Source organism: Micromonospora echinospora (genome assembly GCF_900091495.1).
Lineage (GTDB): Bacteria > Actinomycetota > Actinomycetes > Mycobacteriales > Micromonosporaceae > Micromonospora > Micromonospora echinospora.
On sequence record NZ_LT607413.1, the window covers coordinates 75415 to 100932 of the forward strand.

General features: G+C 72.7%; 18 protein-coding genes and 1 CRISPR repeat array. Of the genes, 6 read left to right on the forward strand and 12 right to left on the reverse strand.

Going from position 1 to position 25518, the window contains the following annotated elements:
- Positions 1-11: 11 nt before the first annotated feature.
- On the reverse strand, positions 12-656 hold the full coding sequence (locus GA0070618_RS00355; protein WP_088979829.1) for a GNAT family N-acetyltransferase: 645 nt from the start codon (positions 654-656) through the stop codon (positions 12-14).
- Positions 653-1897, reverse strand: coding sequence for a glycosyltransferase family 4 protein (locus tag GA0070618_RS00360; RefSeq protein WP_088979830.1), 1245 nt, complete (start codon positions 1895-1897; stop codon positions 653-655). The genes GA0070618_RS00355 and GA0070618_RS00360 overlap by 4 nt, the downstream gene beginning before the upstream one ends.
- A gap of 117 nt (positions 1898-2014) precedes the next feature.
- Here GA0070618_RS00360 and GA0070618_RS00365 point away from each other — a divergent pair, with 117 nt between their 5' ends.
- Positions 2015-3169, forward strand: coding sequence for a DegT/DnrJ/EryC1/StrS family aminotransferase (locus GA0070618_RS00365; protein ID WP_088979831.1), 1155 nt, complete (start codon positions 2015-2017; stop codon positions 3167-3169).
- Positions 3166-3753, forward strand: coding sequence for a sugar transferase (locus GA0070618_RS00370; RefSeq protein ID WP_088979832.1), 588 nt, complete (start codon positions 3166-3168; stop codon positions 3751-3753). The genes GA0070618_RS00365 and GA0070618_RS00370 overlap by 4 nt, the downstream gene beginning before the upstream one ends.
- A 159-nt stretch (positions 3754-3912) precedes the next feature.
- On the opposite strand, the gene GA0070618_RS00375 is transcribed toward GA0070618_RS00370, so the two are convergent.
- Complete coding sequence (locus GA0070618_RS00375; protein ID WP_088979833.1) at positions 3913-5043, reverse strand: polysaccharide biosynthesis C-terminal domain-containing protein; 1131 nt, start codon at positions 5041-5043, stop codon at positions 3913-3915.
- A complete protein-coding gene (locus GA0070618_RS00380) occupies positions 5037-6077 on the reverse strand; it encodes a polysaccharide biosynthesis protein (protein ID WP_088979834.1) in 1041 nt (346 codons plus the stop codon). Before GA0070618_RS00380 ends, GA0070618_RS00375 begins: the two co-directional genes overlap by 7 nt.
- Positions 6078-6276: 199 nt before the next feature.
- Between GA0070618_RS00380 and GA0070618_RS00385 the strand changes: the two genes are divergently transcribed.
- Positions 6277-7665 (forward strand): hypothetical protein, encoded by a 1389-nt coding sequence (locus GA0070618_RS00385; RefSeq protein ID WP_088979835.1) that lies wholly within the window; start codon positions 6277-6279, stop codon positions 7663-7665.
- Positions 7666-7777: 112 nt separating this feature from the next.
- Here GA0070618_RS00385 and GA0070618_RS35105 read toward each other — a convergent pair whose 3' ends face one another.
- The 3 genes from GA0070618_RS35105 to GA0070618_RS00400 are packed head-to-tail and all read right to left on the reverse strand — an operon-like array spanning position 7778 to position 13205.
- Positions 7778-10327, reverse strand: a complete 2550-nt coding sequence (locus tag GA0070618_RS35105) for a glycosyltransferase (RefSeq protein ID WP_269148465.1) — start codon at positions 10325-10327, stop codon at positions 7778-7780.
- Positions 10328-10338: 11 nt separating this feature from the next.
- The gene (locus tag GA0070618_RS00395; RefSeq protein ID WP_088979837.1) at positions 10339-11730 is read right to left on the reverse strand and encodes an O-antigen ligase family protein; all 1392 of its coding nucleotides are present in this window, start codon (positions 11728-11730) and stop codon (positions 10339-10341) included.
- A gap of 50 nt (positions 11731-11780) precedes the next feature.
- The gene (locus GA0070618_RS00400) at positions 11781-13205 is read right to left on the reverse strand and encodes a hypothetical protein (protein ID WP_088979838.1); all 1425 of its coding nucleotides are present in this window, start codon (positions 13203-13205) and stop codon (positions 11781-11783) included.
- A gap of 139 nt (positions 13206-13344) precedes the next feature.
- On the opposite strand from GA0070618_RS00400, the gene GA0070618_RS00405 reads away from it, so the two are divergent.
- Positions 13345-16455, forward strand: a complete 3111-nt coding sequence (locus GA0070618_RS00405; protein ID WP_088979839.1) for a M14 family metallopeptidase — start codon at positions 13345-13347, stop codon at positions 16453-16455.
- Positions 16456-16711: 256 nt separating this feature from the next.
- Here the strand turns inward: GA0070618_RS00405 and wecB are convergent, their stop codons facing one another.
- The 3 genes from wecB to glgC all read right to left on the reverse strand — a co-directional run bounded on the left by wecB (position 16712) and on the right by glgC (position 20849).
- Complete coding sequence (wecB, locus tag GA0070618_RS00410) at positions 16712-17836, reverse strand: non-hydrolyzing UDP-N-acetylglucosamine 2-epimerase (RefSeq protein WP_088979840.1); 1125 nt, start codon at positions 17834-17836, stop codon at positions 16712-16714.
- Between the two features lie 91 nt (positions 17837-17927).
- The gene (gene pgm / locus GA0070618_RS00415; RefSeq protein ID WP_088979841.1) at positions 17928-19571 is read right to left on the reverse strand and encodes a phosphoglucomutase (alpha-D-glucose-1,6-bisphosphate-dependent); all 1644 of its coding nucleotides are present in this window, start codon (positions 19569-19571) and stop codon (positions 17928-17930) included.
- Positions 19572-19616: 45 nt separating this feature from the next.
- Positions 19617-20849, reverse strand: a complete 1233-nt coding sequence (gene glgC / locus GA0070618_RS00420; protein ID WP_088979842.1) for a glucose-1-phosphate adenylyltransferase — start codon at positions 20847-20849, stop codon at positions 19617-19619.
- 105 nt (positions 20850-20954) lie between these two features.
- On the opposite strand from glgC, the gene glgA reads away from it, so the two are divergent.
- Positions 20955-22187, forward strand: a complete 1233-nt coding sequence (gene glgA / locus GA0070618_RS00425) for a glycogen synthase (protein ID WP_088979843.1) — start codon at positions 20955-20957, stop codon at positions 22185-22187.
- Positions 22188-22206: 19 nt separating this feature from the next.
- Here glgA and GA0070618_RS00430 read toward each other — a convergent pair whose 3' ends face one another.
- On the reverse strand, positions 22207-23367 hold the full coding sequence (locus GA0070618_RS00430; protein ID WP_231931548.1) for a helix-turn-helix domain-containing protein: 1161 nt from the start codon (positions 23365-23367) through the stop codon (positions 22207-22209).
- Positions 23368-23380: 13 nt separating this feature from the next.
- Complete coding sequence (locus GA0070618_RS33230; protein WP_094977958.1) at positions 23381-23578, reverse strand: hypothetical protein; 198 nt, start codon at positions 23576-23578, stop codon at positions 23381-23383.
- A 204-nt stretch (positions 23579-23782) separates the two neighbouring features.
- On the opposite strand from GA0070618_RS33230, the gene GA0070618_RS00435 reads away from it, so the two are divergent.
- Positions 23783-24010, forward strand: a complete 228-nt coding sequence (locus tag GA0070618_RS00435) for a winged helix-turn-helix domain-containing protein (RefSeq protein ID WP_088979844.1) — start codon at positions 23783-23785, stop codon at positions 24008-24010.
- Positions 24011-24146: 136 nt separating this feature from the next.
- Positions 24147-25275: direct repeats of the CRISPR family, unit length 28 nt; unit sequence CTGCTCCCCGCGCACGCGGGGGTGATCC.
- Positions 25276-25518 lie beyond the last annotated feature (243 nt).

The following is a 25518-nucleotide window of genomic DNA, read 5'->3' on the forward strand; positions in this document are numbered from 1 at the left end:
CACTCTACCCGTCAGAGATCGATCCGACGCGTCCCTGATCCGACGGTCGAACCGACCGAGACTGCGTAGCAGTTCATCCGCCGTCCCTCCCGGGTGGCGTAGTCGCCGACCAGCGTCCACCCGGCCCGCTGGTAGAAGGCGTTGACCCGGTCGTTGTCGTCGGCGTCGGTGCTCAGGTAGGCGTCGTACACCCCGCGTTCCCGTACCCGCCGCCACCAGGTGTCGATCAGCTGCCGGCCGTGACCGCCGCCGGCCGCCGCCGGGTCGACGCAGATCGAGCTGAGCAGCGCCCCCCGCGCCGCGACCGGGACGTCCCCCCGGTACGCGATGCCGCGTAGCAGACGCCCGACGGCGCGGGGGTCGCGCAGGGCGGGGCGGACGGCGGCCACCGCCATCCGGTGGCCGCGTCGGCGCAGCAGCCGACCGAAGAAGCCGTCGGGCGTGACGGTGCCGACCACGACCCCGAGCAGCCGGCCGTCCTCGTTCCGCGACACGACGGTGACCGCGTCCGGGTCGTCGACGAACCCGGCGTAGAACTCGCGCAGGAACGGCGCGCCCAGGCTGGACAGGAAGAACCGGGGGAAGGCCCGCAGGTGCAGGTCGGCCGCGTCGCGCACGTCGTGGCCGGTCAGCGGGGCGAGGTCGACGGCGGTCATCGTCGTCCTCCGGTCGCTGTGGCCTCCCGCAACGCCGCCTCGATCCGGGTGACCCCGGAGGCGACGGAGAAGGTGCGCCGGTAGTAGTCCCGACCGGCCGCGCCCAGCAGGTGCAGTTTCTCCCGGCCGAGTTGGCAGGCTTCGCGCATGGCGGCGGCGACCGACTCCGGGACGCCGGGTCGGGCGGTGATCCCCGCTCCGCTGTCCCGCGCGACCGTGGCGGCGTCCCCCTCGGCGGCGACCAGCAGGGCGCGACCGGCGGCGAGGGTGGCCTGCACCTTGCTCGGCATGGTGTACGCCGACATGCCGCCCGGCCGGAGACCGACGTAGTGGACGTCGCCCGCCGCCATGAGGGCGGGCATCCGCTCCCGGGGCAGCCGTCCGAGGAACCGGAGGTTGGTCAGGCGAGTCGTGGCGGCCCGGTCCCGCAGTCGCCGTTCGGCCGTGCCGGAACCGGCGACCAGGCAGAGCAGCCGGGGGTCGTCGACCTGGGCGCAGGCGTCGACCAGGGTGTCGAGGCCCTGGGCCTCGCCGAGCGTACCGGCGTAGACCAGAACGACCCGGTCGTCGGTGATGCCGAGTTCGGCGCGCAGGTCGGGAGGCGGGGGCGTCGGGGTCTCGTCCGCCCACATCGGAATGTGCACGAGCTTCTCCTCCGGCACGCCCCGCCGGGCGAGCAGGTCGCCGACGCCGGGCGAGATGTAGGCGACCCGGGCGGCGGCGCGGTACATCGCCGCGCACCAGGTGTGCATCGCCCGTTCGGCGAGCGGGCGGCCGGCGCGTCCGGCGTCGAGGAAGCCGCTGGCCCGGACGCTGTCCGGCCACAGGTCCAGCACGTGCAGCACGACCGGCACGCGGTGGGCGTACCGGACGAACCACATCGGCAGCGCGACGGTGATGGGTGAGTTGCTCACCCAGAGCGCGTCGAGGCCGCGCAACGCGGGCGTGCCGGAGACCAGCGCGGACGCGGCGAACGAGCCGTACGTGGCGAGCCGGCGTGCCGCCGAGCGGTCGTGACTGGGGTAGAGGGCCACCCGCCGGACGTGGACGCCGTCGGCGACCTCGTCGGCGCGGCGGGTCATCCGGTAGCCGGGGGCGAGCCGCCCGGTGGGCCAGTTCGGGAAGCCGGTGAGCACCTGTACGTCGTGGCCACGGGCGGCCAGGCCACGGGCGAGAACGCCGGGCAGCGCGGCCGGACCGGGCTCCGGGTCGAACCACTGGCTGAGCAGGCCGAGCCGCACACCCTCACCTCATTCCCAAACAACTGCAATACGTGAAATCAGGCATCTAACGGACATCGGCAGTTTATCCTCAGCCACATCAATTGGTGCGTAAAACGCATATGCAGGAGGACCGGCATGGATGACCGCACTCTTCCCTTCGCGCTACCCGACGTCGGGGAGGCGGAGATCGCCGCCGTCACGTCGGCGATCCGGTCCGGCTGGCTCTCCAGCGGTCCGCTCGTGCGCGAGTTCGAGGAGCGGTTCGCCACGTACTGCGGTCCGGGTCTCACCGCCGTCGCGCTGAATTCGGCGACCGCCGGCCTGCACCTCGCGCTGGAGGCGCTGGGGGTGGGGCCGGGCACGGAGGTCCTCGTCCCGACCTGGACCTTCACCGCCACCGCCGAGGTGGTGGTGCACGTCGGCGCGGTCCCGGTGCTGGTGGACGTCGACCCGGTGACCCTCACCATCGACCTCGACGACGCCGCCCGCAAGGTCACCGGGCGCACCGTCGCCGTCCTGCCGGTGCACTTCGCCGGTCAGCCGGTCGACGGCGCCCGGTTGCACGAGTTCGCCCGCCGCCACGGCGTGGCCGTCGTGGAGGACGCCGCGCACGCCTTCCCCGCGGCGAGCGGGGGCGTGCCGGTCGGTGCCGGCCCGACCGCCGCCACGGTCTTCAGCTTCTACGCCACCAAGACCATCACCACCGGCGAGGGGGGCATGCTGGTCACCCGGGACCCCGACCTCGCCCGCCGGGTCCGGGTGATGCGGCTGCACGGCTTCGACCGGGACGGCTTCGACCGCTACCGCAGCGACCGGCCCGCCTGGCGGTACGACGTGGTCGACGCCGGGTTCAAGAACAACCTGACCGACCCGGCGGCGGCGATGGGGCTGGTGCAGCTCGCCCGCGCCGAGTCGATGCGGCAGCGACGGGAGGAGATCGCCGGCCGGTACCGGGCCGCGTTCGCCGGTCTGCCGCTGGACCTGCCGGCCCCCGCGCCGGAGGCGGACGTGCACGCGTGGCACCTCTTCGTGGTCCGGCTCCGGCCGGACGCCCCGGTCGACCGGGACCGGTTCATCGTGGAGATGTCCCGGCTCGGCGTCGGGTGCAGCGTCCACTTCATCCCACTGCACCAGCACACCCACTGGCGTCGTTGGCTCGCGTTGACCGACGACATGTTCCCCGTCGCCAGCCGGGAGTTCGCGCGGGTGGTCAGCCTGCCGCTCTTCTCGGCCATGGACGACGAACAGGTGGATCTCGTCATCCGTACCGTCAGCAAGGTCCTGCAATGATCAAACGACTCTTCGACATCGTCTGCGCGGCGGTGGGGCTGGTGCTCTGCGCTCCCCTGCTGCTCGTGATCGCCGTGGCGATCCGCTGGGAGGACGGCGGGCCGGTGCTGTTCCGGCAGGAACGCACCGGCCGACGGGGCCGTCCCTTCCACATCCACAAGTTCCGCAGCATGCGCACCGCGCCCGGGCCGGAGGTCACCTCCGACGGCGACGACCGGATCACCCGCGTCGGCCGTCTGCTGCGGGCCAGCAAGCTCGACGAACTGCCCCAGCTCTACGACGTGCTGCTCGGCCGGATGAGCCTGGTCGGTCCCCGTCCCGAGGTCCGCTGCTACGTCGACCACTGGCCGTCGGTGGCCCGCTGGCGCATCCTGTCCGTCCGGCCGGGCATCACCGATCCGGCGTCGATCGCGTACCGCAACGAGTCGGCGGAGCTGGCCCGCGCGGACCGGCCCGAGGAGTACTACGTCTCGGTGGTGCTGCCGCGCAAGGTGGAGCTGTACGTCCGGTACGTCGAGACCCGCAGCTTCCTCGGTGACCTGCTGATCCTGGCCCGCACCGTGCAGGCCGTCCTCGGCCGCTGACCCGGCCCGCCCACCAGCGTTGATCCACACGACCTGCGGCAGGTCGGGCCCTCCGGTCGGCCGGAGGGACCGACCTGCCGTAACCGGAGTCGAGCACCGCGAGCGGGAGCCCCGCCGACCGTGACGGTCGGCGGGGCTCGGGGCGTCGGGGGTGGGCGGTCAGCCGGCCAGGGCGGCGGCCGGCTCGGGGGCGGGCTGCCCGACCGGCTCGGGCCAGGTGTCCGGGCGGGCCGGGTCGAAGACCTCGTTGGTCCAGAAGAGCGTGAGCAGGTCGTCCCGGCCGGTGTTGACGATGTGGTGCGTCCACATCGTCGGCATGTCCACCACCACCGGCTCGTCGCCGTCGACCGGGAACCGGACCACCGTGTCGTCGCCGATCCGACGCAGCCGGATCTCCGCCGAGCCCTGGAGCACGCAGAACCGCTCCAGCTTGGCCAGGTGGAAGTGCTCCCCCCGGACCGCCCCGGGGCGGGTGGTGGAGCAGAAGGTCTGTCCCCCGCCGCCGTGCGCCCGCACCGCCTCGACCAGGTCGCCCCGGGCGTCGGAGCGACGGACCAGCGGCACCGGGTAGTGCCCCGGGAAGCAGTGCGACCGGTAGGTGTTGAACAGCCGTACCGTGTGCCGGTCCGGCAGGTCGGGGATCTCCCCGGTGCGGTAGGCGGCGGCGAAGCCGGTGAGCAGCGCGGCCAGGTCCCGCACCCCGATGCGCAGGCCCGGCATGCTGGCGTCCCAGGGGTGGCCGTCGGGCGCGCCGAGCAGCCGGGCCGCCGCGTCGGTGACGTGCACCAGGGTCAGCTCACGATCGTGGTGCACCTCGGGTCGCCCGCCCTCGGCGAGCAGCCGGCAGAAGGTGGCCACCACCGAGTTGTAGTACGGCAGGCCGTGCTCGCCGTACAGGTTGGGCAGCCGCAGGTCGACCAGGTCGGGGCGGACGGCGGCGAGGGAGGCTGCGGCGACGGCCTTCGCGTCGCCGTACGGGGTGCCGTTGCCGGCCTGCGTCGAGTTGGCGTAGACCACGGTCCCCGGCGGCTGCGGACAGCGTTCCAGGCCCCGGGCCAGGGCGGCGGCCAGCCGGACGTTGCCGGCGGCGACCTCGGTCGGATCGCCCCGGTTGACCCCGGCCAGGTGCAGCAGCCGGTCCACCCCGGCGATCCGGGCGGCCACGGTCGCCGGGTCGGTCAGGTCGGCGCGGGTGAGCACGACCGGCTCGGGCCAGCCGAGCGCCCGGGCGAGCACCCGGACGTGCCAGCCGAGGAAGCCACCCGCTCCGGTGACCGCGACCCTCAACATGCCAGCACCGGGTCGCGCAGCGCCAGCTCCGCGCGGATCTCGGGCAGTGTCCGGAGCAGGTCCACGATCTGCGGTACGTCCAGCCGGGGCGCGTTGGCCGAGGTGAAGTCCTCGGCCGGGGAGCCGCCGAGGTCGCCCTCGGTGACGTAGAGCGCGTAGTTCAGGTCGCGGGCGTCGAGCGGCACCCGGAAGAAGTCGCCGAAGTCGTCGGCGCGGGCGAGTTCCTCCCGGCTGGCCAGGGTCTCGTCCTGCTTCTCGCCGTGCCGTACACCGATCATCTCGATCTTGGCAGGCACGTCGAAGAGCTGGCAGACGGCCTCGGCGAGGTCGCCAATGGTGCACGCCACCGCCTTGCGGACGAAGACGTCGCCGGGACGGGCGTGGGTGAAGGCGTGCTCGACCAGCTCGACCGAGTCGTCCAGCGACATCAGGAACCGGGTCATCGCCGGGTTGGTGACCGTCGGCGCGCGCCCGGCCCGGATCTGCTCGACGAAGAGCGGGATCACCGAGCCCCGGGAGTACATGACGTTGCCGTACCGGACGCAGGAGACGGTGGTCCGGCTGCGCGGGTTGTTCCGGGCGTACGCCTGGGCGACCTTCTCCATCAGCGCCTTGCTGATCCCCATGGCGTTGACCGGGTGGACCGCCTTGTCCGTGCTGAGCAGCACGACCGACCCGACGCCGTGGTGTTCCGCCGCCTCGATCACGTTGGCGCTGCCCTGGACGTTGGTCCGGACCGCCTCCAGCGGGAAGAACTCGCAGGACGGCACCTGTTTGAGCGCGGCGGCGTGGAAGACGTGGTCGACGTCCCGGGTGGCGGCCCGGACCGAGTCGAGGTCCCGGACGTCGCCGACGTGGTAGCGGATCCGGTCGTCGGCGAGCACCCGGCGCATGGCGTCCTGTTTGGCCTCGTCCCGACTGAACACCCGGATCTCGGCGACGTCGTGGTCGAGCAGGCGTCGCACCATCGTCTGTCCGAAGGAGCCGGTACCACCGGTGATCAACACTCGGCACCCGGCAGGCAACACGGTCACGCAGAGCCCCCGTTTCGTCGTTCACACATGTCATGACGCCCGGAACAACGACCACCGAAGACGCGAAGAAACGCATACCAGGCAAATCAGCACTACCCGGACGGGAAAGTCAAAGAGCTGACTCAACGGACCGGAGGCGCTCCGTAGCGTGCATGGACCCGGCACCAACTGGGATCCGCCGCTTCCCCGAGGAGGACCGTTGTTCGACGCCGCCGACTACGGAGCCCGCCCCGACGCGACCTGGACGGTGAACCGGGACGCCTTCCAGGCCGCCAACGACGCGGCCCGGAAGGCCGGGGGCGGCCAGGTCACCGCGCCGCCGGGCACCTACCAGGCGAAGGGGATCATCCAGGATGGTGGCGTGGGGTTCGTCCTGCCCGGGGTGACGCTGCGCAGCCCGGACGGACAGTTGCCCGAGGTGCTCACCACCCGCGTCGTCACCACCACCGGCTCGATCGCGGCCGGCGGTCGACAGCTCACCGTCGCCTCCGGCGCCGGCATCCAGGTGGACGCGGTGGTCGCCGTACAGGCGGTCGGGGGCATCCTGGACACCCAGTTCACCCGCCTGGTCCAGCCGGTCACCGCGACGCAGACCACCGGCCTCACGCTGGCGTCCACCACCGGGTTCCCGGTGGCCGGCACCCTCCAGGTGGACAGCGAACTGGTCAGGTACACCGGGCTCGACGGGGCCACCTTGACCGGCGTCACCCGCGGCGCGTACGGAACCACCCCCGCCCCGCACACCACCACAGCGTCCATCGGGGTGGCCCGCCGGTTGTACGCCCTCGTGGTCGCGGTCACCGGCACGACGGTCACCATCGACACACCCGCCCTGATCGGCGCCACCGGCGTGACCGTCTCGGTCGGCTGCGTACGACCCGCCGTCGACGGCCTCACCGTCGACGGGAACAAGGTCTGGGGCGGCGCGGTCCGCTCCCTCTTCGCGGTCACCTGGCGCCAGGTCCGGTGGGGACGGGTGGAGAACATGACCGTCCGCAACGCCGAGAACGGCTTCGCGCTCACCCGGGGCGCCAGCGACTGCACGCTGGTGGACCTGCACCTGCACGGCTGCGGCACCCCGGAGACGGTCAAGGGCAGCGCGCTGTGGTTGTACCAGGGCTGCCGGCGCAACCGGGTCCGGGGCGTCTGCGTCACGGGCGCGACCTGGACGGCCGTCTACCTCGACGACCGGACCACCACGGCCGAGGAGGGCTGGGACGGCCCGAACGACGACAACCTGGTCACCGATTTCACCGTCCGGATCACCGACTCCCGGGCCCCCGCCCTGGCGGTGGTCGGGGGCTGCCACAACAGGTTCGTCACCGGAACCATCTCCAGCCCCGGGTACGGTGTCTCGCTCAGCAACGGGACGCAGGGCACCACCGCCGACGGTTCGGTGGCCCCCTGCCGGGGCAACGAGATCGCGGGCGTCGCCTTTCAGGTGCGCTTCGGCTGGATCCTCGAAGCTCCCGGCAACAGCCTGCACGACTGCTACGTCGCGGCCGGCGCGGAGGGCGTCGGCAGCAATGCCGGGAACAACCTGGTGTACGCGGTCAGTCCCACCCCCGGTGCCGCACCACGTCTCTGAGGACCCGACCGCTACGGCCGGTCGACGCCCCGGAGGCCCCCGCCAGGGCCGGTGCACGCCGGTGCAGCCCCGGCCCGCCACGGCCGGTCGACGCCGGGGCAGGCCCGGCCCGCTACGGCCGGTCGACGCCGACCGAGGTGGGCCGGGGAACGGCCTGACCGGGCAGCCCGTCCCCCACGTCCAGCAGGTGACGGACGATCGCCCGCAGTCGCGGCGCGCAGGTCCGTTCCCAGGACAACTCGTCGCGGGCCCGCGCGGCGGCCCGGTCCACGGCGGCGCAGGTCGCCTCGGCGTCGGCGAGGAGGTCGGTGATCGCCTGGGCGAAACGGTCGGGGCTGGCCGGTGGCACGCAGCGCCCCACCGCGTGCTCCTCGACGAAGTGACGGGCGGCGGGCAGGTCCGAGGTGACCACCGCCAGCCCCATGATCGCGTACTCGTAGAACTTGGAGTTGACCGAGAGCCGGGCCTCCCCGACGTCCTGCATCAGGGACAGGCCGATGCCGCAGGTGGCCAGCAGGTCCGCCACCTCGTGTGCCGGCACCGGGTCCAGCATCCTCAGGTTCGTCGGGTGGCCCGCCCGCGCCACCGCCTCGGTGAACCGCCGCCGGGCGGCCTCGCTGGGGAACCGGGAGACGGCCAGCACCTCCACGTCGGGTGCCCGCCGCGCCAACTCCACGGCCAGGCCGACGAGCACGTCAGCCCCGTAGTCGGTGGTCAGGCTGCCGGTGTGGACGACCCGGCGCAGCAGGTCCGGGGTGAGTGGCCGGGCCGGTCGGGCGAAGGCGTCGGCCGACGGGTAGTTCGGCGTGGCCACGGCGGGCAGCCCGAGCGCCCGGAACCGGTCTGCCAACTGCTCGCTGACCGCGTTGGCGGCCCCCAGGCGGCCGGCGTACCACCGCTCCGCCCCGGCCACGAGCCGGCGCGCGGCGTGCTGCACCGGCGCGGGGGCGGCGAACCGCTGCGAGTAGTACTCGGGGTAGTACTCGTGGACGTCGTACAGCACCGGTCGCCCGGTGCGGCGGGACCAGCGCCGGGCGCGCGGCAGCAGGTAGTAGTCGTGGATGTGCCACAGGTCGGCGTGGGTCCGTTCGGCCACCGCCGCGACCGCCGGCACCAGCCGCAGCCGCTGCCGCGCCGAGGTCGGTTCGGGCAGCCGGGTCTCCCGTACCCGGGGGTGGGGGCGGGACTCGCCCGGCTCGCCCCCGAGCCAGATCAGGTGGACGTCGAAGCCGGCGTCCAGCACCGCCTGGGCGCACCGGAGCACCCGCCGGTCGCCGACCGGGTGGACGGTGGGCACGCACACCGTCCGGCCCGCCGACGCCACCGTCGGCGCCCGCAGCCGCCAGTGCGCGGTAGTGATCACGTCTGCGTCAACGATCATGTCTCCTCCGTAAGGGTTCGTGGGGGTGGTGCCGGACGCCGGCCGGTCCTCGACGGGACGGGCGCGGGTCAGGGCCGCGCGGGTCAACAGGACGTGCCCGCCGTACCACCCGGCCATCGCGAGGGAGAACGACAGCAGGGACGTCGACCAGCTGATCCAGCCGGCCAGGGTCGGCAGGAAGACCAGCCCGGTCGTCAGCAGTCGTCCGACGTCCCAGAGCAGTTGCTGCCGGTTGCCGCCGGTGCCGGCGAGCGTCTGGCTGAGCGGGACGACGGCGAACTGCCCGACCAGGAACGGCAACAGGAGCAGCAGCACCGTCGCCGCGCCGGCCCACTCCGCGCCGAACACGAGCGGCGCGGCGAGGTGCGTGCCGACCGCGAGCCCCGTCAACAGCACGACGCCGGCGACCGAGAGTCCGGCCAGCGCACGGTCGTAGCTGGCGCGGGCACGCCGGGGCGAGGACCGCAACTGGTGGGCGATCTCGCCGAACAGGATGGGCATCAGGGCCTGACCGAGGAGCGCCGACGGCAGCGCGCCGACCCGCAGGGCCAGGGCCAGGTCCGCTGCGGCGACACTGCTCACGGCCGCGGCGACGAACAGTGGGACGTTGAGGGTCAGGCCGTTGATCAGGCTCGCCGGGGCGGAGGCGGTCATGAACGGCCGGTGCCGCCGCAGCACGTCCCGGACACCGACTCCGGCGGCCGGCGGACGCGGGCGGAACAGCAGCAGCGCGCCGGTCGCGTAGCCCAGGGCCGTGGCGGCCAGCAACACCGTCGCCGAGCGGTCACCGAGCAGCGCGAAGGCCACCATCGCGACGCCCTGCACCAGCGTGGTGACCAGCTTCACCACCGCCACCAGACGGTAGCGGCGGTCCCGGACCCGGGCGTAGACCATCGTGCCGGACAGGCCCAGGGCCGTGGTCAGCGCGCCGAGCGCGACCGCCTCGACGAACGCGGGACGGTCGAGGTCGCCGACGACCGCCGCCCAGGCCACCGCGAGGAGCGCCACGACGACCCCGACGACGCCGTTGAGCCGGGCGGCGATCCGCAGGAGCAGCGTGGCGTCCCGCTCGGTGGCGGCGGTCGCGGCGGCCACGTCGAGGCGCAGCGCCCCGGCTCCACCGGCCACCGCCGCCACCGCCGCCACCGCCGCGTAGCGACCGAACGCGGCCGGGGTGTAGAGACGGGTGACCAGCAGGATGCCGGCCAGGTTCACCGCCTGCGCCGACATCATGAGCGCGGCCGTCTGCACGCGGTCCCGGCTCGGCACGGGCAGCGCCACGGCGGGTCGCCTCATCGGGCCCGGGCCTGCGGGGGCGGCACCACCGCCACCCGACCCGCCCAGTTCGGCCCACCCGCCCGGTCCGGCCGGTCACGCCGCGACGTCTGTCCTTGGGCGGCCAGTACGGCGGCGGCGAACACCCACACCAGGTAGTTGCCGTTGAGGTCCGCGCTGAACAGCGAGTTGACGAAGGCGAAGGTCAGCAGGGCGGCGGCAGCGACCACGGAGGGATCCGTCCGGAACCGCCACAGCGTCCGGCCGGCGGTCACCAGCAGCAGCACCAGCCCGGCCAACGCGACGAGACCGCCCTCCACCGCCACTTCGAGCGGCAGGTTGTGCGGGTAGATGGCGTCCTCGAGGCCGGGCAGGACGAACAGCGAGCCGCCCGGCACCACCGAGCCGAAGCCGCCCCAGCCCAGTCCGAGCGGGCGTTCCAGGAAGACCTCGGCGGCCAGCCGGGAGAGCATCACGCGGATCTCCGCGGAAGCGTCCAGCGGCCCGCCCCAGAGCACCGCGAAGCGTGACGTCAACGCCTCCGGCAGGACCGTCGCGGCGGTCAGGGCGGTGACACCGACCAGCCCGGCCAGCGGCGGCAGCAGCCGCCAGCGCCGGGCGCCCCTGACGGTGACGGCGAGAACCAGGCTGGCGAGGGCCAACGCGACGAGCGGCCCCCGGGAGCCCGTCATCAGCAGCGGCACGGCGAGCGCCACCGCACCGAGCAGCGCCACCAGCCGCAACCGGCGCACCAGGACCCCCAGACAGAGCAGGCCCACCACGCCGTACCCGATGAGCCGGGCCGTGGTGATCGAGACGGTGCCGGCCAGGACGACCGTGTCGAGAGCCTGGTAGGCCGGATCCGGCCGGGCCATCGCCAGCAGCGCGACGAGCACCCCGATGCCCGCGCTGGCCCAGAGCAGCGCCATCCGCCGGGCCGGCCGGTCCACCACGAGGAGCGCGGCGACGACGAACGCCGGGGTGGTGGTCAGCATCTGCAACGTCTTGCCGGACTGGTACCCACCGATCGACGTCAACGCGAAGCCGGGCAGGAACGACAGGAACAGCACGAGGAACGGCAACGCTCCCGCCGGCGCCCGGAAGCCCCGGGCGGCCCAGGTCACCACGATCAGCACCGCGACGGCGGCGAGGTCGACGTAGAGGAGCACATGCCCCAGCGGAACGGCCCCGCCGACCAGGGACCTCGCCAGATCGGTCGGCACGCCCGAGGCGTCCAACGCGGTGGCCGCGGGAAAGGCGACGACGGGCAGCACCATCGCGACGTCACGCGCCCCGACGCACACGTCGGTCGTCGCGGGCGCCACGGCGGCGGCCGGCCGCACCGTGGGTGGCCGGCGTCCGGCGCGGTCGGGCACGAACGGCGGCGAGCTCTCGTGCCCGACGCTCATCGCGCCTCCCCTCCTGTCCGGCGCGCACTCCCCCACAACGACAAAAAGCCTCAATAAGGTACGGATCGGGCGGGGCCCGACGCGGAGTGTCTTTCCCGCCCGGACTCGCCACGGGTCCATCCCACGGCCGGCAGACAGGCCATCAGCACGATCGCGTAGGCGAAGCCGTTCGACAGGATGCTGGTGAAGACGCTCACGTTGGCCAGCGCGATGCTGGGCACCAGCAGAATCGCGGCACTCACGCGCAGCGGCAGGTGCCGGGCCGCGCCGTCGACCGCCCAGAGCAGCAGGACGAGGACGACCGCCTCGATGAGCACGCCCCCGTACCCCAGGTTGCTGTAGCCGTCGCCGAAGAGGCTGGCGTTCGCCGAGGTCTCGGGCCGCCCGAACATCACCGCGCCGACCATGTGGTCGGGCACCTGGTCGTACGGGTAGTCGACGAACGGCCGGAGGAAGCTGTACCCCCACCGCGCCTTCGGCAGACCGTCGAAGACCATCACGTGCGCGGCGGTGGCCACACCCGGCGCGAGGAACATCCGGTTGACGAAGACCTGGGTGTAGAGCAGGGAGTCCAGCAGCGCGTCGGCCACCAGCGCGGCCACGATGGCCGCGACGACGCCGGCCAGGATCGTCCACGCCCGGGGCCGGGCCCGCCAGCGGAAGAGCAGGGCGAGGACGAGGATCGCGGGAATCGAGAGCAGGGTCAGCTTGAACCCGGTGGCCGCGAAGATCGGGATCTGGCCGACCCCGCCCAGCAGCACCATCGTCCACCGCCGCGCGTAGAGCCCCCGGGCCATGAGCAGCGGATTGAGCACGTTGCCCTGGAGCCGGACCAGATACCCCAGCACGGGGCCACTGGCGGCGACCTGGTCGCGGTACGCCGACCGGATCTCCCACACGTCACCGAGGCCCACCAGACGGAAGCTCAGCCCGGCGGTCGCCGCCATGTAGACGTAGGTGAGGAGGGAGAGGACCACCACGATCGACCAGACGTCGAGAACGTGGACCCCTCTGATCCGCAGCGTCCACGACGGGCCGATCCTCGCGCCCCAGATCACCAGCAGGAAGACCGCCGCCACCACCGCCGCGAGTTCCAGCGACGCGGCGGCCGGCAGGATGTCGGCGTACTGCGGAACCACGATGCTGGGCGTCACCACCGTCACGAACAGGATCCAGAGGACGAAGTCCGACGGCTGGCGGATCCGCTGCGGCATCGCCAGGGCGACCAGCCCGAGCATGCCGAGCGCCAGGCCGTAGTTCCACGGGTCGGGCGCGCGGTACACCAGGTTCAGGTACTCGAACAGTGGCGCGACCTCGTGCTGGTACACGTGGTGCAACAGGACGACGTAGCCGGCCAGCAGGAGGAACACCAACCACCGGCGGCCGGGCTGCGGTCGGCGGCGGGCCAGCTCACGAACCCGGCCGACCCCCACCCCCGGCCGGGGTGGTGGGTGGTACGTCTCGGTCGCGCGCATGTCGTGATCAGCTCCTATGTCTCCGCTTCGGCCAACGAACCGGGCCGGGCGCAGTGACGATCCGATCGACTCATTGACATGCGTAAAGCGATTCCGGAAGGCTCGCCAGCAGAGGTCCTTCCCCACCGAAGGGAGCGCGATGAGGCGCACACGACTGGCGGTCGTCGGCGTGTTCACCCTGGTCGGCGCAGTGGCGCTGACCGCTCCGGTGAGCGCGCGGCCCCCGTCCGAGGCGGCCGGTCGCGACGACAGCCTGGAGGTGTACGTCGGCACGGTGAACCCGCGGCAGCTCGAACAGCTGCGGGCGGCCGGCGTCGACCTCGGCCACGACCACCGGGGCACCGGCCCCGGCGGCACCACCACGGTCGAGACCGTGCTGAGTCGCCGGCAGGCCGACCGGCTGACCAGCAGCGGCATCCCGCTCCGGGTCAAGCAGGTCGACGGCCGGGACGCCTCCCGGGCGCTGCGCGAGCAGGCCGCCGACGGCCCGACGGTGTTCCGCCCGTACTCCGCGCCGGGTGGCATCCGGGACGAGATCACCGCCACCGCCGCGCGCCACCCGAAGCTGACCAAGGTGGAGACCATCGGCCGCACCCACCAGGGCAAGCCGATCCTCGCCGTCAAGGTCACCAAGAACGCCCGGACCGTGCCGGACGGCCGACGGCCGGCGGTGCTCTACGCCAGCACCCAGCACGCCCGGGAGTGGATCACTCCGGAGATGACCCGGCGGCTGATGCACCACGTCCTGGACAACTACGGCCGCGACCGGGCGATCACCCGGCTGGTGGACACCACCGAGCTGTGGTTCCTGCCGGTGGCCAACCCCGACGGCTACGACCACACCTTCACCCCCGGCAACCGGCTGTGGCGCAAGAACCTGCGCGACAACGACGGCGACGGGAAGATCACCGCCGTCGACGGGGTCGACCTGAACCGCAACTACGCCTTCCGGTGGGGCTACGACAACGAGGGCTCCTCACCGGATCCGGCCAGCGACACCTACCGTGGTCCCGGCCCCAACTCCGAGCCGGAGACCCAGGCCCTGGACCGGCTCTTCCGCCGGGTCGGCTTCGAGTTCTTCGTCAACTACCACTCGGCGGCGAACCTGCTGCTCTACGGCCTCGGCTGGCAGGTCGCCACCCCCACCCCGGACGACGTGATCTACCAGGCGATGGTCGGCGACGACGACCACCCGGCCGTCCCCGGCTACGACCCGGACCTCTCCGCCGAGCTGTACGTCGCCAACGGCGACACCGACGCGCACGCCGTCGCGCGGTACGGCGCGCTCGGCTTCACCCCGGAGATGTCCACCTGCCAGGTCGCCGCCGCGTCCGACCCGGACGACCAGTGGCGTCCCGAGGACTGCGTGAGCGGCTTCGTCTTCCCCGACGACGAGAAGCTGATCGCCGCCGAGGTGGCGAAGAACCTGCCGTTCGCGCTCGCCGTCGCACAGTCCACCCACGACCCGGACGACCCGGTCTCGGTGGTCGGCCGGAGCACCCCGGACTTCGTGGTCGACGCCTTCGACACCTCGTACGGCCGCACCCAGCAGGTCGCCGCGATCACCCGGCGGGCCCTGGGCAACGTGCGGATGCACTACACGGTCAACGGCGGCCGACCGAAGACCGTCGCGGTCCGCGAGTGGCGCGGCGGCGAACGGTACGGCGACACCCACGACGACTACTACGCCGAGCTGCGCGGCACGGTCACCGGAGCCCGGCCGGGTGACCGGGTGGAGGTCTGGTTCACCGGCACCAAGCGCGGCCGGGGCGTGGTCGCCAGCGAGCACTTCACCTACCGGGTGCACACCGACATCGGCGGCGAGGTGCTGGTGCTGGCCGCCGAGGACGTCACCGGCCTCAGCCCCGAGCAGGACGGCACCGGCGCGAAGTACGCCGACGAGGTGACCGCCGCGCTGACCGCCGCCGGACGCACCAGCGACGTCTACGACCTCGACGCGATGGGCCGGACGGCCCCGCACCACCTGGGCGTGCTGTCGCACTACCGGGCGGTGGTCTGGGAGACCGGCGACGACGTCATCCCCCGCTCCCCCGGCCAGGTCCCCGGCACGGCGGCCCGGGCGGCGGCCGAGACCGAGCTGGCCGTCCGGGACTACCTCAACGAGGGCGGCAAGGTGCTGGTCAGCGGAAAGTACGCGCTCTACGCGCAGGCAGGCGACGGGGCGTACGCCTACCAGCCGACCGGGCCCGCCGAGTGCGCCGATCCGGACGACCCCACCTGCCTGCCGCTGTCGAACGACTTCCTCCAGTACTGGCTGGGCGCGTACAACTACGTCAGCGACGGCGGCAGCGCGGACGGCACCCCGTACCCGGTGCGGGGCTCCGAGGGGGCGTTCGCCGGCTTCCAGGGCACCCTGAACGCCCCCGGTTCGGCCGGCAACCAGGACCACACGGCGTCCCTGCTCAGCACGTCGAGCTTCCTGCCGCCGGACCAGTTCCCGCAGTTCTCCTCCACCACGACGGTGGACTGGGTCCGCCCCGGCGGCGCGCCCTTCGACCCCCGCACCGGCGACTGGTACGTCTACAGCGGGCGGGCCGACGAGGCGTACAAGCGGCTCACCCGGACCGTCGACCTGACCTCGGCCACCAGCGGTGAGCTGCGCTTCTTCGCCTCGTACGACATCGAGCCGAACTGGGACTTCATGATCGTCGAGGCGCACGAGGTGGGCACCGACGACTGGACCACCCTGCCGGACCGCAACGGCAAGACCAGCACCGACACCGGGGACAGCTGCGAGAGCGGCCTGGCCACCGAGCTGCACCCGTTCCTCCTGCACTACCAGGGCGCGGACTGCTCGCCGACCGGCAGCACCGGGCAGTGGCACGCCGCCACCGGGGCCTCCAACGGCTGGAAGGAGTTCTCGGTCGACCTGTCGGCGTACGCCGGCAAGCAGGTCGAGGTGGCGATCTCGTACGTCTCGGACTGGGGCACCCAGGGGCTCGGCGTCTTCCTGGACGACGCCCGGGTGATCGTCGACGGGGCCACCGTCGCGGAGACCTCGTTCGAGACCGCCGACCTGGGCGGCTGGACGGTTTCCGGGCCGCCGCCCGGTTCGCTGCCCGCCTCGAACGACTGGTCACGTAGCCAGCGGGCCTTCGAGGAGGGCGCGGCGGTGGTCACCGCCGACACCGTCTACCTCGGGTTCGGGCTGGAAGGGCTGGCCCCGGCCGCCCGGAACGACCTGGTCGCCCGCTCACTGACCCACCTGCTCGGCCGCCCCCGCCCCTGACCTACCTTTCCCGCCCGGCCCCGGCCCCGGTGGTCCCCACCAGGGGCGGGGCCCTCCCCGGCCCTCCTCGGCCCTTCCCGGGCCGATGATCGACGCGACATGCGGCATCTTGGGGTGTCCCGGTCCCTCCGACACCCCAAGATGCCGCAATCGGAGTCGATCATCGCCCGACCGCCCGGCAAGACGGGCCGTCGGGCGGACAAGGCCGGGCCGGGCGGGACGGGGCGGGGTGGGCGGGATCCGGGCAGGAAGTGGGTCAGCGGCGGACACCGGCCCAGTCGTGATGCCGGCGGACCGTGGAGAGGACGAAGTCGACCACCCGACGGGAGGTGTCCGGCACCCGGTAGTCGGCCGGGCAGGGCACCCCGTCGGCCGTCACCTGGTCGACGGTCACCCAAACCGCCTCCACCACGCCGGCCGGGTCCAGTCCGGTCATGATGATGCCCCCGGCGTCCAGCGCCTCGGGGCGCTCGATCGACTCGCGCAGCGTCACCGCCGGGAACCCGAGGATCGCCGCCTCCTCGCTGATCGTCCCGCTGTCCGAGAGGGTGCACCCGGCCCCGAGCTGGAGCCGGACGTAGTCGAAGAGGCCGAACGGCTCGTGGAACGTGATCCCGTCCAGGGTGCTGTCGTCCGGGGCGAGCGTCTCCAGCCGCTTGCGGGTCCGGGGGTGGGTGGAGACCAGCACCGGCAGGCCCCACTCGTCCCGGACCGCCCGCAGGCAGTCCAGCAGCCGGCCGAGCCGGGCGGGGGCGTCGACGTTCTCCTCCCGGTGCGCGCTGACCAGGAAGTACCCACCCGGGGCCAGGCCGAGCTGGTCGAGGATCGTCGAGGCGTCGACGTCCGGACGGTAGTGTTCCAGCACCTCCCGCATCGGCGATCCGGTGTGCAGGATCCGGCGCGGGTGCAGCCCCTCGGCGAGCAGGTTCCGTCGGGCGTGCTCGGTGTAGACCAGGTTGAAGTCGGCGACGTGGTCGACGAGGCGACGGTTAGTCTCCTCCGGCACGTTCAGGTCGTAGCAGCGGTTGCCCGCCTCCATGTGGTAGACCGGCACCCGCATCCGGCGGGCCATCAGCGCGGCGATGCAGCTGTTCGTGTCGCCGAGCACCAGCAGGGCGTCCGGGCGCACCTCGGCGAGCACCTGCTCCATGCCGACCAGCACGCCGCCGAGGGTGCGCCCCAGCGACGACGTGTCCACGTCGAGGAACCGGTCCGGCCGGCGCAGCCGCAGCTCGCTGAAGAACACCTCGGAGAGCGAGTGGTCCCAGTTCTGCCCGGTGTGCACCAGGACGTGGTCCACGGTCCGGTCCAGCCGGTCCATCACCCGGGCCAGCCGGATGATCTCCGGCCGGGTGCCGACCACGGTCATCACCCTGGTCACGGTCGTGCTCCCCTCGTCGACGCCACGGAGGGGCCAACGAGCCGACGGCCAGTGCGGTGACGCGTCCCCGGCACCCGGGACCGGGACGGCGTCAGCCCTGCCCGAGCACCGTCGAGACCAGGTCCCGCGCCTCCTCCTGGATCCGGGTGAGGTGCTCCGGACCCTGGAACGACTCGGCGTAGATCTTGTAGACGTCCTCCGTGCCGGAGGGGCGGGCGGCGAACCAGCCCGAGGCGGTGGTCACCTTCAGGCCGCCGATCGACGCCCCGTTGCCCGGCGCGGTGGTGAGCGTCGCGGTGATCGGCTCACCGGCCAGCTCGGTCGCGGTGACCTGCTCCGGGGAGAGCTTCCCGAGCACCGCCTTCTGCTCGCGGTTGGCCGGGGCGTCGATCCGGGCGTACGCGGGCGCGCCGAACCGCTCGGTCAGGTCCGCGTAGTGCTGGCTCGGCGTCCGGCCGGTGGTGGCGATGATCTCGGCGGCCAGCAGGCAGAGCAGGATGCCGTCCTTGTCGGTGGTCCAGGTGCTGCCGTCCCGGCGCAGGAACGACGCCCCGGCGCTCTCCTCGCCGCCGAAGCCGACCGTGCCGTCGAGCAGCCCCGGCACGAACCACTTGAAGCCGACCGGCACCTCCAGCAACGGTCGCCCAAGGTCGGCCGCGACCCGGTCGATCATTGAGGAGGAGACCAGGGTCTTGCCGACCGCCGCGTCCGGCCCCCACTCGGTACGGGTGCGGAACAGGTGGGCGATCGCCACCGCGAGGTAGTGGTTGGGGTTGAGCAGACCGCCGTCCGGGGTGACGATGCCGTGCCGGTCGGCGTCCGCGTCGTTGCCCGTGGAGACCTGGTAGTCGGCGCGGGCGGCGATCAGCGAGGCCATCGCGTTCGGCGAGGAGCAGTCCATCCGGATCTTGCCGTCCCCGTCGAGGGTCATGAACCGCCAGGTCGGGTCGACCGTCGGGTTCACCACGGTCAGGTCGAGCTTGTGCCGCTCGGCGATCTCGCCCCAGTACGCCACGCTCGCCCCGCCGAGCGGGTCCGCGCCGATACGTACCCCGGCGTCCCGGATCGCGGCGATGTCCAGCGCGGCGGGCAGGTCGTCGACGTAGCCGGCGAGGAAGTCGTACTCCCCGGTGGTGTCGGCGGCGCGGGCCCGCGCGTACGGCACCCGCTTCACCTCGGCGAGCCCGGCGGCGAGGATCGCGTTCGCCCGGTCCTGGATCCACCGGGTCGCGTCGGTGTCGGCCGGGCCGCCGTTGGTGGGGTTGTACTTGAACCCGCCGTCGTCCGGTGGGTTGTGCGACGGGGTGATGACGATGCCGTCGGCGAGCCCCGCGGTGCGGCCCCGGTTGTGGGTGAGCACCGCGTGCGACAGCGCCGGGGTCGGGGTGTAGCCGTCCCGGCTGTCGACCAGCACCGTCACGTCGTTCGCGGCGAGCACCTCCAGCGCGGTCACCGCCGCCGGGGCGGAGAGCGCGTGGGTGTCCCGGGCGAGGAAGAGCGGACCGTCGACGCCGTTGGCCCGCCGGTAGTCGCAGAGCGCCTGGGTGACGGCGAGGATGTGGTGCTCGTTGAAGGCGTTGCGCAGGCTCGACCCACGGTGCCCGGACGTGCCGAAGGAGACCTGCTGCGCCGGGTCGGCCGGATCGGGGTGCTCGGCGTAGTAGGCGGTGACCAGCCGGGGCACGTCGACCAGGTCGGCGGGCTCGGCGGGCTGTCCGGCACGGGCGTGGACCACTTCTGCAACCTCCTGCTGACGGGGTGGAACGGGGACGGCGGTGCCTCAGACCTCGACGCGTTGACCCTTGCCGATCACGACGATGCCGTTGTCCGAGACGGTGTAGCGCTGCCGGTCCTTCTCGAGGTCGACGCCGATCTCGGCGCCCTCGGGGACGAACACGTTCTTGTCCAGGATGGCCCGGCGGACGACCGCGTGCCGGCTGATCTCGACTCCCTCCATCAGCACCGCGCCGTCCACGTGCGCCCAGGAGTGCACCTTCACCTTCGGAGAGACGATCGAGTTCTCCACCAACGAACCGGAGATCACCGCGCCCGGCGAGACCATCGAGGCGACCGCCCGGCCGACCCGCTCGCCCCACTGGTGCACGAACTTCGCCGGCGGGTAGGTCAACTGCCCGGTGTAGATCGGCCACTCGAAGTTGTAGAGGTTGAAGATCGGGTGGACGTTGATCAGATCCATGTGCGCGTCGTAGAACGAGTCGAGCGTCCCCACGTCGCGCCAGTAGCCCCGGTCCCGGTCGGTGCTGCCGGGCACCTCGTTGTCGCGGAAGTCGTAGACGTTCGCCTCACCCCGCTCGACCAGCATCGGGATGATGCTGCCGCCCATGTCGTGCTTGCTCGTCTTGTCCTCCGCGTCGCGCTCGACAGCCTCGATCAGCGCTCTGGTCGAGAAGACGTAGTTGCCCATCGAGGCGTAGATCTGGTCGGGGGCGTCCGGCAGCCCGACCGCGTCGGTGGGCTTCTCCCGGAACGCGCGGATCCGCCGGCCGTCCTCGCCCACCTCGATCACGCCGAACTGGTCGGCCATCGACAGCGGCTGTCGGATCCCGGCGACGGTGACGGCGGCCCCGGAGGCGATGTGCTCGTCCACCATCTGCCGGGGGTCCATCCGGTAGATGTGGTCCGCGCCGAAGACGATCACGTAGTCCGGCTGCTCGTCGTAGATCAGGTTGAAGCTCTGGTAGATCGCGTCGGCCGAGCCGGCGAACCACCACGGGCCGCGCCGCTGCTGGGCCGGGACCGGGGTGACGTAGTTGCCGAGCAGGGTCGACATCCGCCAGGTCTTGGTGATGTGCCGGTCCAGCGAGTGGGACTTGTACTGGGTCAGCACGACGATCTTGAGGAACCCGGCGTTCGCCAGGTTGGACAGGACGAAGTCCACCATCCGGTACATCCCGCCAAACGGCACGGCGGGCTTGGCCCGGTCGGCGGTGAGCGGCATCAGGCGCTTGCCCTCCCCACCGGCCAGGACGATCGCGAGCACCTTCTCAGCCATGTTCAGACGCTAACCACCCGAGTGCGATCCCACCACTCGTACGGGCACACTTCACGGCTGGTTCTACACCGGGTGGCGCGGCCCGGCGTGCACTACATTGCGGGCATGACCGACTCCGCGTCGCCGCGCGCCGCCGGCACCACCCCGCTCCGCGTCGACCTGCTCACCCGGGAGTACCCGCCGGAGGTGTACGGCGGGGCCGGCGTGCACGTCGAGTACCTGGCCCGTGAGCTGCGCCGACTGGCCGACGTACGGGTGCACTGCTTCGGCGCGCCCCGCACCGAGCCGGGCGTCACCGCGTACCCCGAGCCGGTCGAGCTGACCGGGGCGAACGCGGCGCTGCGCACCATGGGCGTCGACCTGGCGATGGCCGCCGGATGCGCCGGCACCGACGTGGTGCACAGCCACACGTGGTACGCCAACCTCGCCGGGCACACCGCGAAGCTGCTGCACGGGGTGCCGCACGTGGTGACCGTGCACAGCCTGGAGCCGCTGCGCCCGTGGAAGGCCGAACAGCTCGGCGGCGGGTACGCGCTCTCCTCCTGGTGCGAGCGGACCGCGATCGAGGCCGCCGACGCGGTCATCGCGGTGAGCGCCGGCATGATGCGCGACGTGCTGACCGCGTACCCGGCCGTCGACCCCGCGAAGGTCCGGGTGGTGCACAACGGCATCGACACCGCGCAGTACGCCCCGGACCACGGCACCGACGTGCTGGCCCGGCTCGGCGTCGACCCGACCCGCCCCAGCGTCGTCTACGTCGGGCGGATCACCCGGCAGAAGGGCCTGCCGTACCTGCTCCGGGCGGCCCGGGACCTGCCGGCGGACGCGCAGCTCGTGCTGCTGGCCGGCGCGCCCGACACCCCGGAGATCGCCGCCGAGGTGGAGGGGCTCGTCGACGAGCTGCGGGCGAAGCGGTCCGGGGTCGTCTGGGTGGCCGAGATGCTGCCCAAGCACGAGGTGATCCAGGTGCTCACCCACGCCACCGTCTTCGTCTGCCCGTCCGTCTACGAGCCGATGGGCATCGTCAACCTGGAGGCGATGGCCTGCGAGACGGCGGTGGTGGCGACCGCTACCGGCGGCATCCCCGAGGTGGTCGCCGACGGCGAGACCGGGCTGCTCGTCCCGATCGAGCAGGCGACCGACGGCAGCGGCACCCCGCTGGACCCGGACCGTTTCGTCGCGGACCTGGCCGGGGCGGTCAACGCGCTGCTCGCCGACCCGGAGCGGGTGGAGAGGTTCGGCCGCGCCGGCCGCCGCCGGGCCGTCGAACACTTCTCCTGGGACGCCATCGCCGAACGCACCGTGGAGGTGTACCGCTCGGTCGGCGCCACCACCTGACGCCCGTCACCCGTCCGGCTCAGGTGACGTGCAGGGCGGCGGCGAGGCGGGCCAGGTCGGCCGGGGCGGCGGCGGACCGGGCCACGACGGCGACCAGGTCCCGGACCGCCGGGCGGTCGTGCACCTCGCCCCGCGCGGTACGTTCGGCGTCCAGCAGCGCCCGGCCCGCCCGCCGCAGGTCACCGGCGAGCACGTACGCGCGGGCCACGTCGAGCAGGTACGCGGCCCGGTGCTCGGTCGGCAGCCACCGCCACCCGCCGCCCGCCGTGAACCGCTCGTGCCGGGCCGTCGCCGCCGGGGCGTCCCCGAGGATCGTCTCGACCACCACGCGGGCCGCCTCCACCGCCGCCCGGCCGGCCCCGACGGCACCCGCACCGGCCTCCCGATCGGCCTCCGCCGCCTGGTCGAGCAACTGTTCCGCGTCCCGGTCCAGCCCCCGGCCGGCGGCAGCGAGCGCGGCCTGGACCAGCAGCGTCCCCAGCAGGCACGGATCCGGGACACCGGGCCGGGTCGACCGCAGCCGGTGTACGGCGACGACGGCCGCCTCCATCGCCGAACGTCGCCGGTCACCGAGGCGCAGGGCCTGCACCAGGGACACCGTGGCCACGGCGGCGACCTGCGGGTCGCCCGTAGCCTGGGCGAGCGCCATCCCCCGGTCGGCGGCCAACCAGGCCAACTCCCCCTGATCCACCTTGACCAGCACCAGGGCAGTGAGGGCATACCCGGAGACCAGCAATCCAGCGGTCGTCCGGTCGGGACGTGCGGCCCGCGCGAGGCGGGCGGCGTCGAGCAGGCCGGGCAGCAGGGCAAGCAGTTGCGGGTAGCGGGCGTGCCGGTAGGTTTGCTCCGCATGGTCGAGCCGGGCCCGCAACTCCGTCAGGCCGACCGGCCCGGCCGGCGGCTCGACGTGGTACCGGGACAGGGCGGTGCGTACCCCTTCCACGCCTGCGGCGGCGGGGTCCGGTCGGCCGGGCTGGTCGGTCAGTAGCACCCCCAGGTCGATCCGGAGCGCGTCGGCGACCTCGCGGAGACTGGACACCCGCTCCAGCCGGCGCACCCCGCGCTCGACCTTGTCCACCCAGCTCTTCGACCTGCCGAGGCGGTCGGCGAACTGCTGCTGGGTCATGTTCCGCCGGACCCGCCACTGGGCGACCCGGCGACCCACCGGTAGCTCGTTCACCGCCGACCCCCGCTCACCGAAGGATCCCGACCACGAGCAGGACCAGGATGATCAGCGCGACCGTCAGGCCGTAGGCGTACTGCCGGCGGCTCAGCGGCGGACGGGGCGGGCGGACCGGATGGGGCACCCGGTCACCGTCGGGGTGCGGCGGCCGGGCACCCGGCACCGGACGCGCCGTCGGCGGCGGCCCGTCATGGGGACGCTCACGCATCCGTGCCTCCTTCGAGGTCGGGACGAGGAGAGGGCGGGGTGGCACGGGGAGGAACCACCCCGCCCGGTAGGGAGGCACTCCCCTGCTGACGAGAGGACCTCACAGGGAGGAACTTAGAAGGCAGTGCCTGCACAGTCAACAGAGCATGCACGGTGTGTCACTCCTGGTGCGAAAATCGGGCCGCTGACGAGAGGTGGCACGACCATGCCGCAGGCACCGCTATACGAGCAGCTCATCGCCGACGTGACAGCGTCGATTCGCGAAGGCACGCTGCAACCGGGTGACAAACTGCCGTCTATCGCCGAACTGCGCGAGCAGTACCAGTCGAGCGCGTGGCCAGTCCGGTACGCCCTCCGGATCCTGGAGGAGCGCGGCTGGATCATCACCCGGCAGGGCAAGGGGTCCTACGTGGCACCAAGCCCGCCCGCCTAGATCAGGCAAGCCCTCAGACGTACGACCGATAGCCTAAAGGCTGAACAACCACCCACTACCACTCGGGAAATTGATCTTGAGAGTCAAAGTGAACGAAAACGCAGTAGTTGATCTTTAGAGCCTCAGGTCAAGAAGTCTGCTCCCCGCGCACGCGGGGGTGATCCGTAGGCGGCGGGGCCGACGTGACATATGACGATCTGCTCCCCGCGCACGCGGGGGTGATCCCAGCCCCCGCGCTACGCGCACCGACGCGAGCACCTGCTCCCCGCGCACGCGGGGGTGATCCCTGGTCCGGGGAGAGGATGCCCACCGATGCGTTCTGCTCCCCGCGCACGCGGGGGTGATCCCTACAGACCACGTTGAAGGGTTGGAGCCACGAGCCTGCTCCCCGCGCACGCGGGGGTGATCCGGCCGCTCACTCGCTGCTGCCGGTGATCCGTGCCCTGCTCCCCGCGCACGCGGGGGTGATCCGTCACCGGTCGGGCCCGCCGCCGTGTGCGGCCACTGCTCCCCGCGCACGCGGGGGTGATCCCGGCCACGGCGGCATCGTCGCCGACCACCACCACTGCTCCCCGCGCACGCGGGGGTGATCCCACGTCGTCATCGACCGCAACGGCGACCAGGTGCTGCTCCCCGCGCACGCGGGGGTGATCCCAGGCCGTGGTCGTGGCCCAGGTCGAACGCACCCTGCTCCCCGCGCACGCGGGGGTGATCCCCACTCCTTTTGGATCTCCTCCACGGAGGTGGTCTGCTCCCCGCGCACGCGGGGGTGATCCCTGGTCGGCGTACTTGGAGGCGCTGCCGCGTTCCTGCTCCCCGCGCACGCGGGGGTGATCCGTACTGCCGCGCCGTCAGCCGCATCATGTCGGCCCTGCTCCCCGCGCACGCGGGGGTGATCCCTCGTGGGTGAACGTCCAGCGGGCATGACCGCTCTGCTCCCCGCCACCGCGGGGGTGATCCCACCAGCCAGCAGCACTGCCTGCACTGCGGCTACTGCTCCCCGCGCACGTGGGGGTGATCCGGTCACGCCCGGCAGCCTCGGGCCGTACGACCCCTGCTCCCCGCGCACGCGGGGGTGATCCCGTCTCGCACCCGGTCGCGCCCGGCGAGCGTCGCTGCTCCCCGCGCACGCGGGGGTGATCCGGACTCCGGCGCGCGCTACTCGGAGCTGACGCCCTGCTCCCCGCGCACGCGGGGGTGATCCGGTGTCGGCGCAGAGTCCGGAGGAAACGCCGGACTGCTCCCCGCGCACGCGGGGGTGATCAAATGACCTGCCGCGCGAGCAGCTTGAGGGCGCGTCGCCGGACAGGTGTAGACCGACGCCCTGACCTTGAAGACCGCGTGCCTCTCGGTGCCGCGACCGATGTCGACGATGCCCGCCAGGCCGGAGTCCTGACCCGCGCCGCAGCCGGTGACCCCGCCCTCGGCCACGCTGCCCACGCCACCCTCACCCACCAGGCACAACCTGACAGATGTCGATCTCAAGACCGTCGATGCCGCACAATGAC

What these genes read in the sequence shown, in the direction of transcription:
- GA0070618_RS00355 (WP_088979829.1), bottom strand. Translation starts at nt 656, where the DNA reads ATGACCGCCGTCGACCTCGCCCCGCTGACCGGCCACGACGTGCGCGAC.
- GA0070618_RS00365 (WP_088979831.1), top strand. Translation starts at nt 2,015, where the DNA reads ATGGATGACCGCACTCTTCCCTTCGCGCTACCCGACGTCGGGGAGGCG.
- GA0070618_RS00370 (WP_088979832.1), top strand. Translation starts at nt 3,166, where the DNA reads ATGATCAAACGACTCTTCGACATCGTCTGCGCGGCGGTGGGGCTGGTG.
- GA0070618_RS00375 (WP_088979833.1), bottom strand. Translation starts at nt 5,043, where the DNA reads ATGTTGAGGGTCGCGGTCACCGGAGCGGGTGGCTTCCTCGGCTGGCAC.
- GA0070618_RS00395 (WP_088979837.1), bottom strand. Translation starts at nt 11,730, where the DNA reads ATGAGCGTCGGGCACGAGAGCTCGCCGCCGTTCGTGCCCGACCGCGCC.
- GA0070618_RS00400 (WP_088979838.1), bottom strand. Translation starts at nt 13,205, where the DNA reads ATGCGCGCGACCGAGACGTACCACCCACCACCCCGGCCGGGGGTGGGG.
- GA0070618_RS00405 (WP_088979839.1), top strand. Translation starts at nt 13,345, where the DNA reads ATGAGGCGCACACGACTGGCGGTCGTCGGCGTGTTCACCCTGGTCGGC.
- glgC (WP_088979842.1), bottom strand. Translation starts at nt 20,849, where the DNA reads ATGGCTGAGAAGGTGCTCGCGATCGTCCTGGCCGGTGGGGAGGGCAAG.
- glgA (WP_088979843.1), top strand. Translation starts at nt 20,955, where the DNA reads ATGACCGACTCCGCGTCGCCGCGCGCCGCCGGCACCACCCCGCTCCGC.
- GA0070618_RS33230 (WP_094977958.1), bottom strand. Translation starts at nt 23,578, where the DNA reads ATGCGTGAGCGTCCCCATGACGGGCCGCCGCCGACGGCGCGTCCGGTG.
- GA0070618_RS00435 (WP_088979844.1), top strand. Translation starts at nt 23,783, where the DNA reads ATGCCGCAGGCACCGCTATACGAGCAGCTCATCGCCGACGTGACAGCG.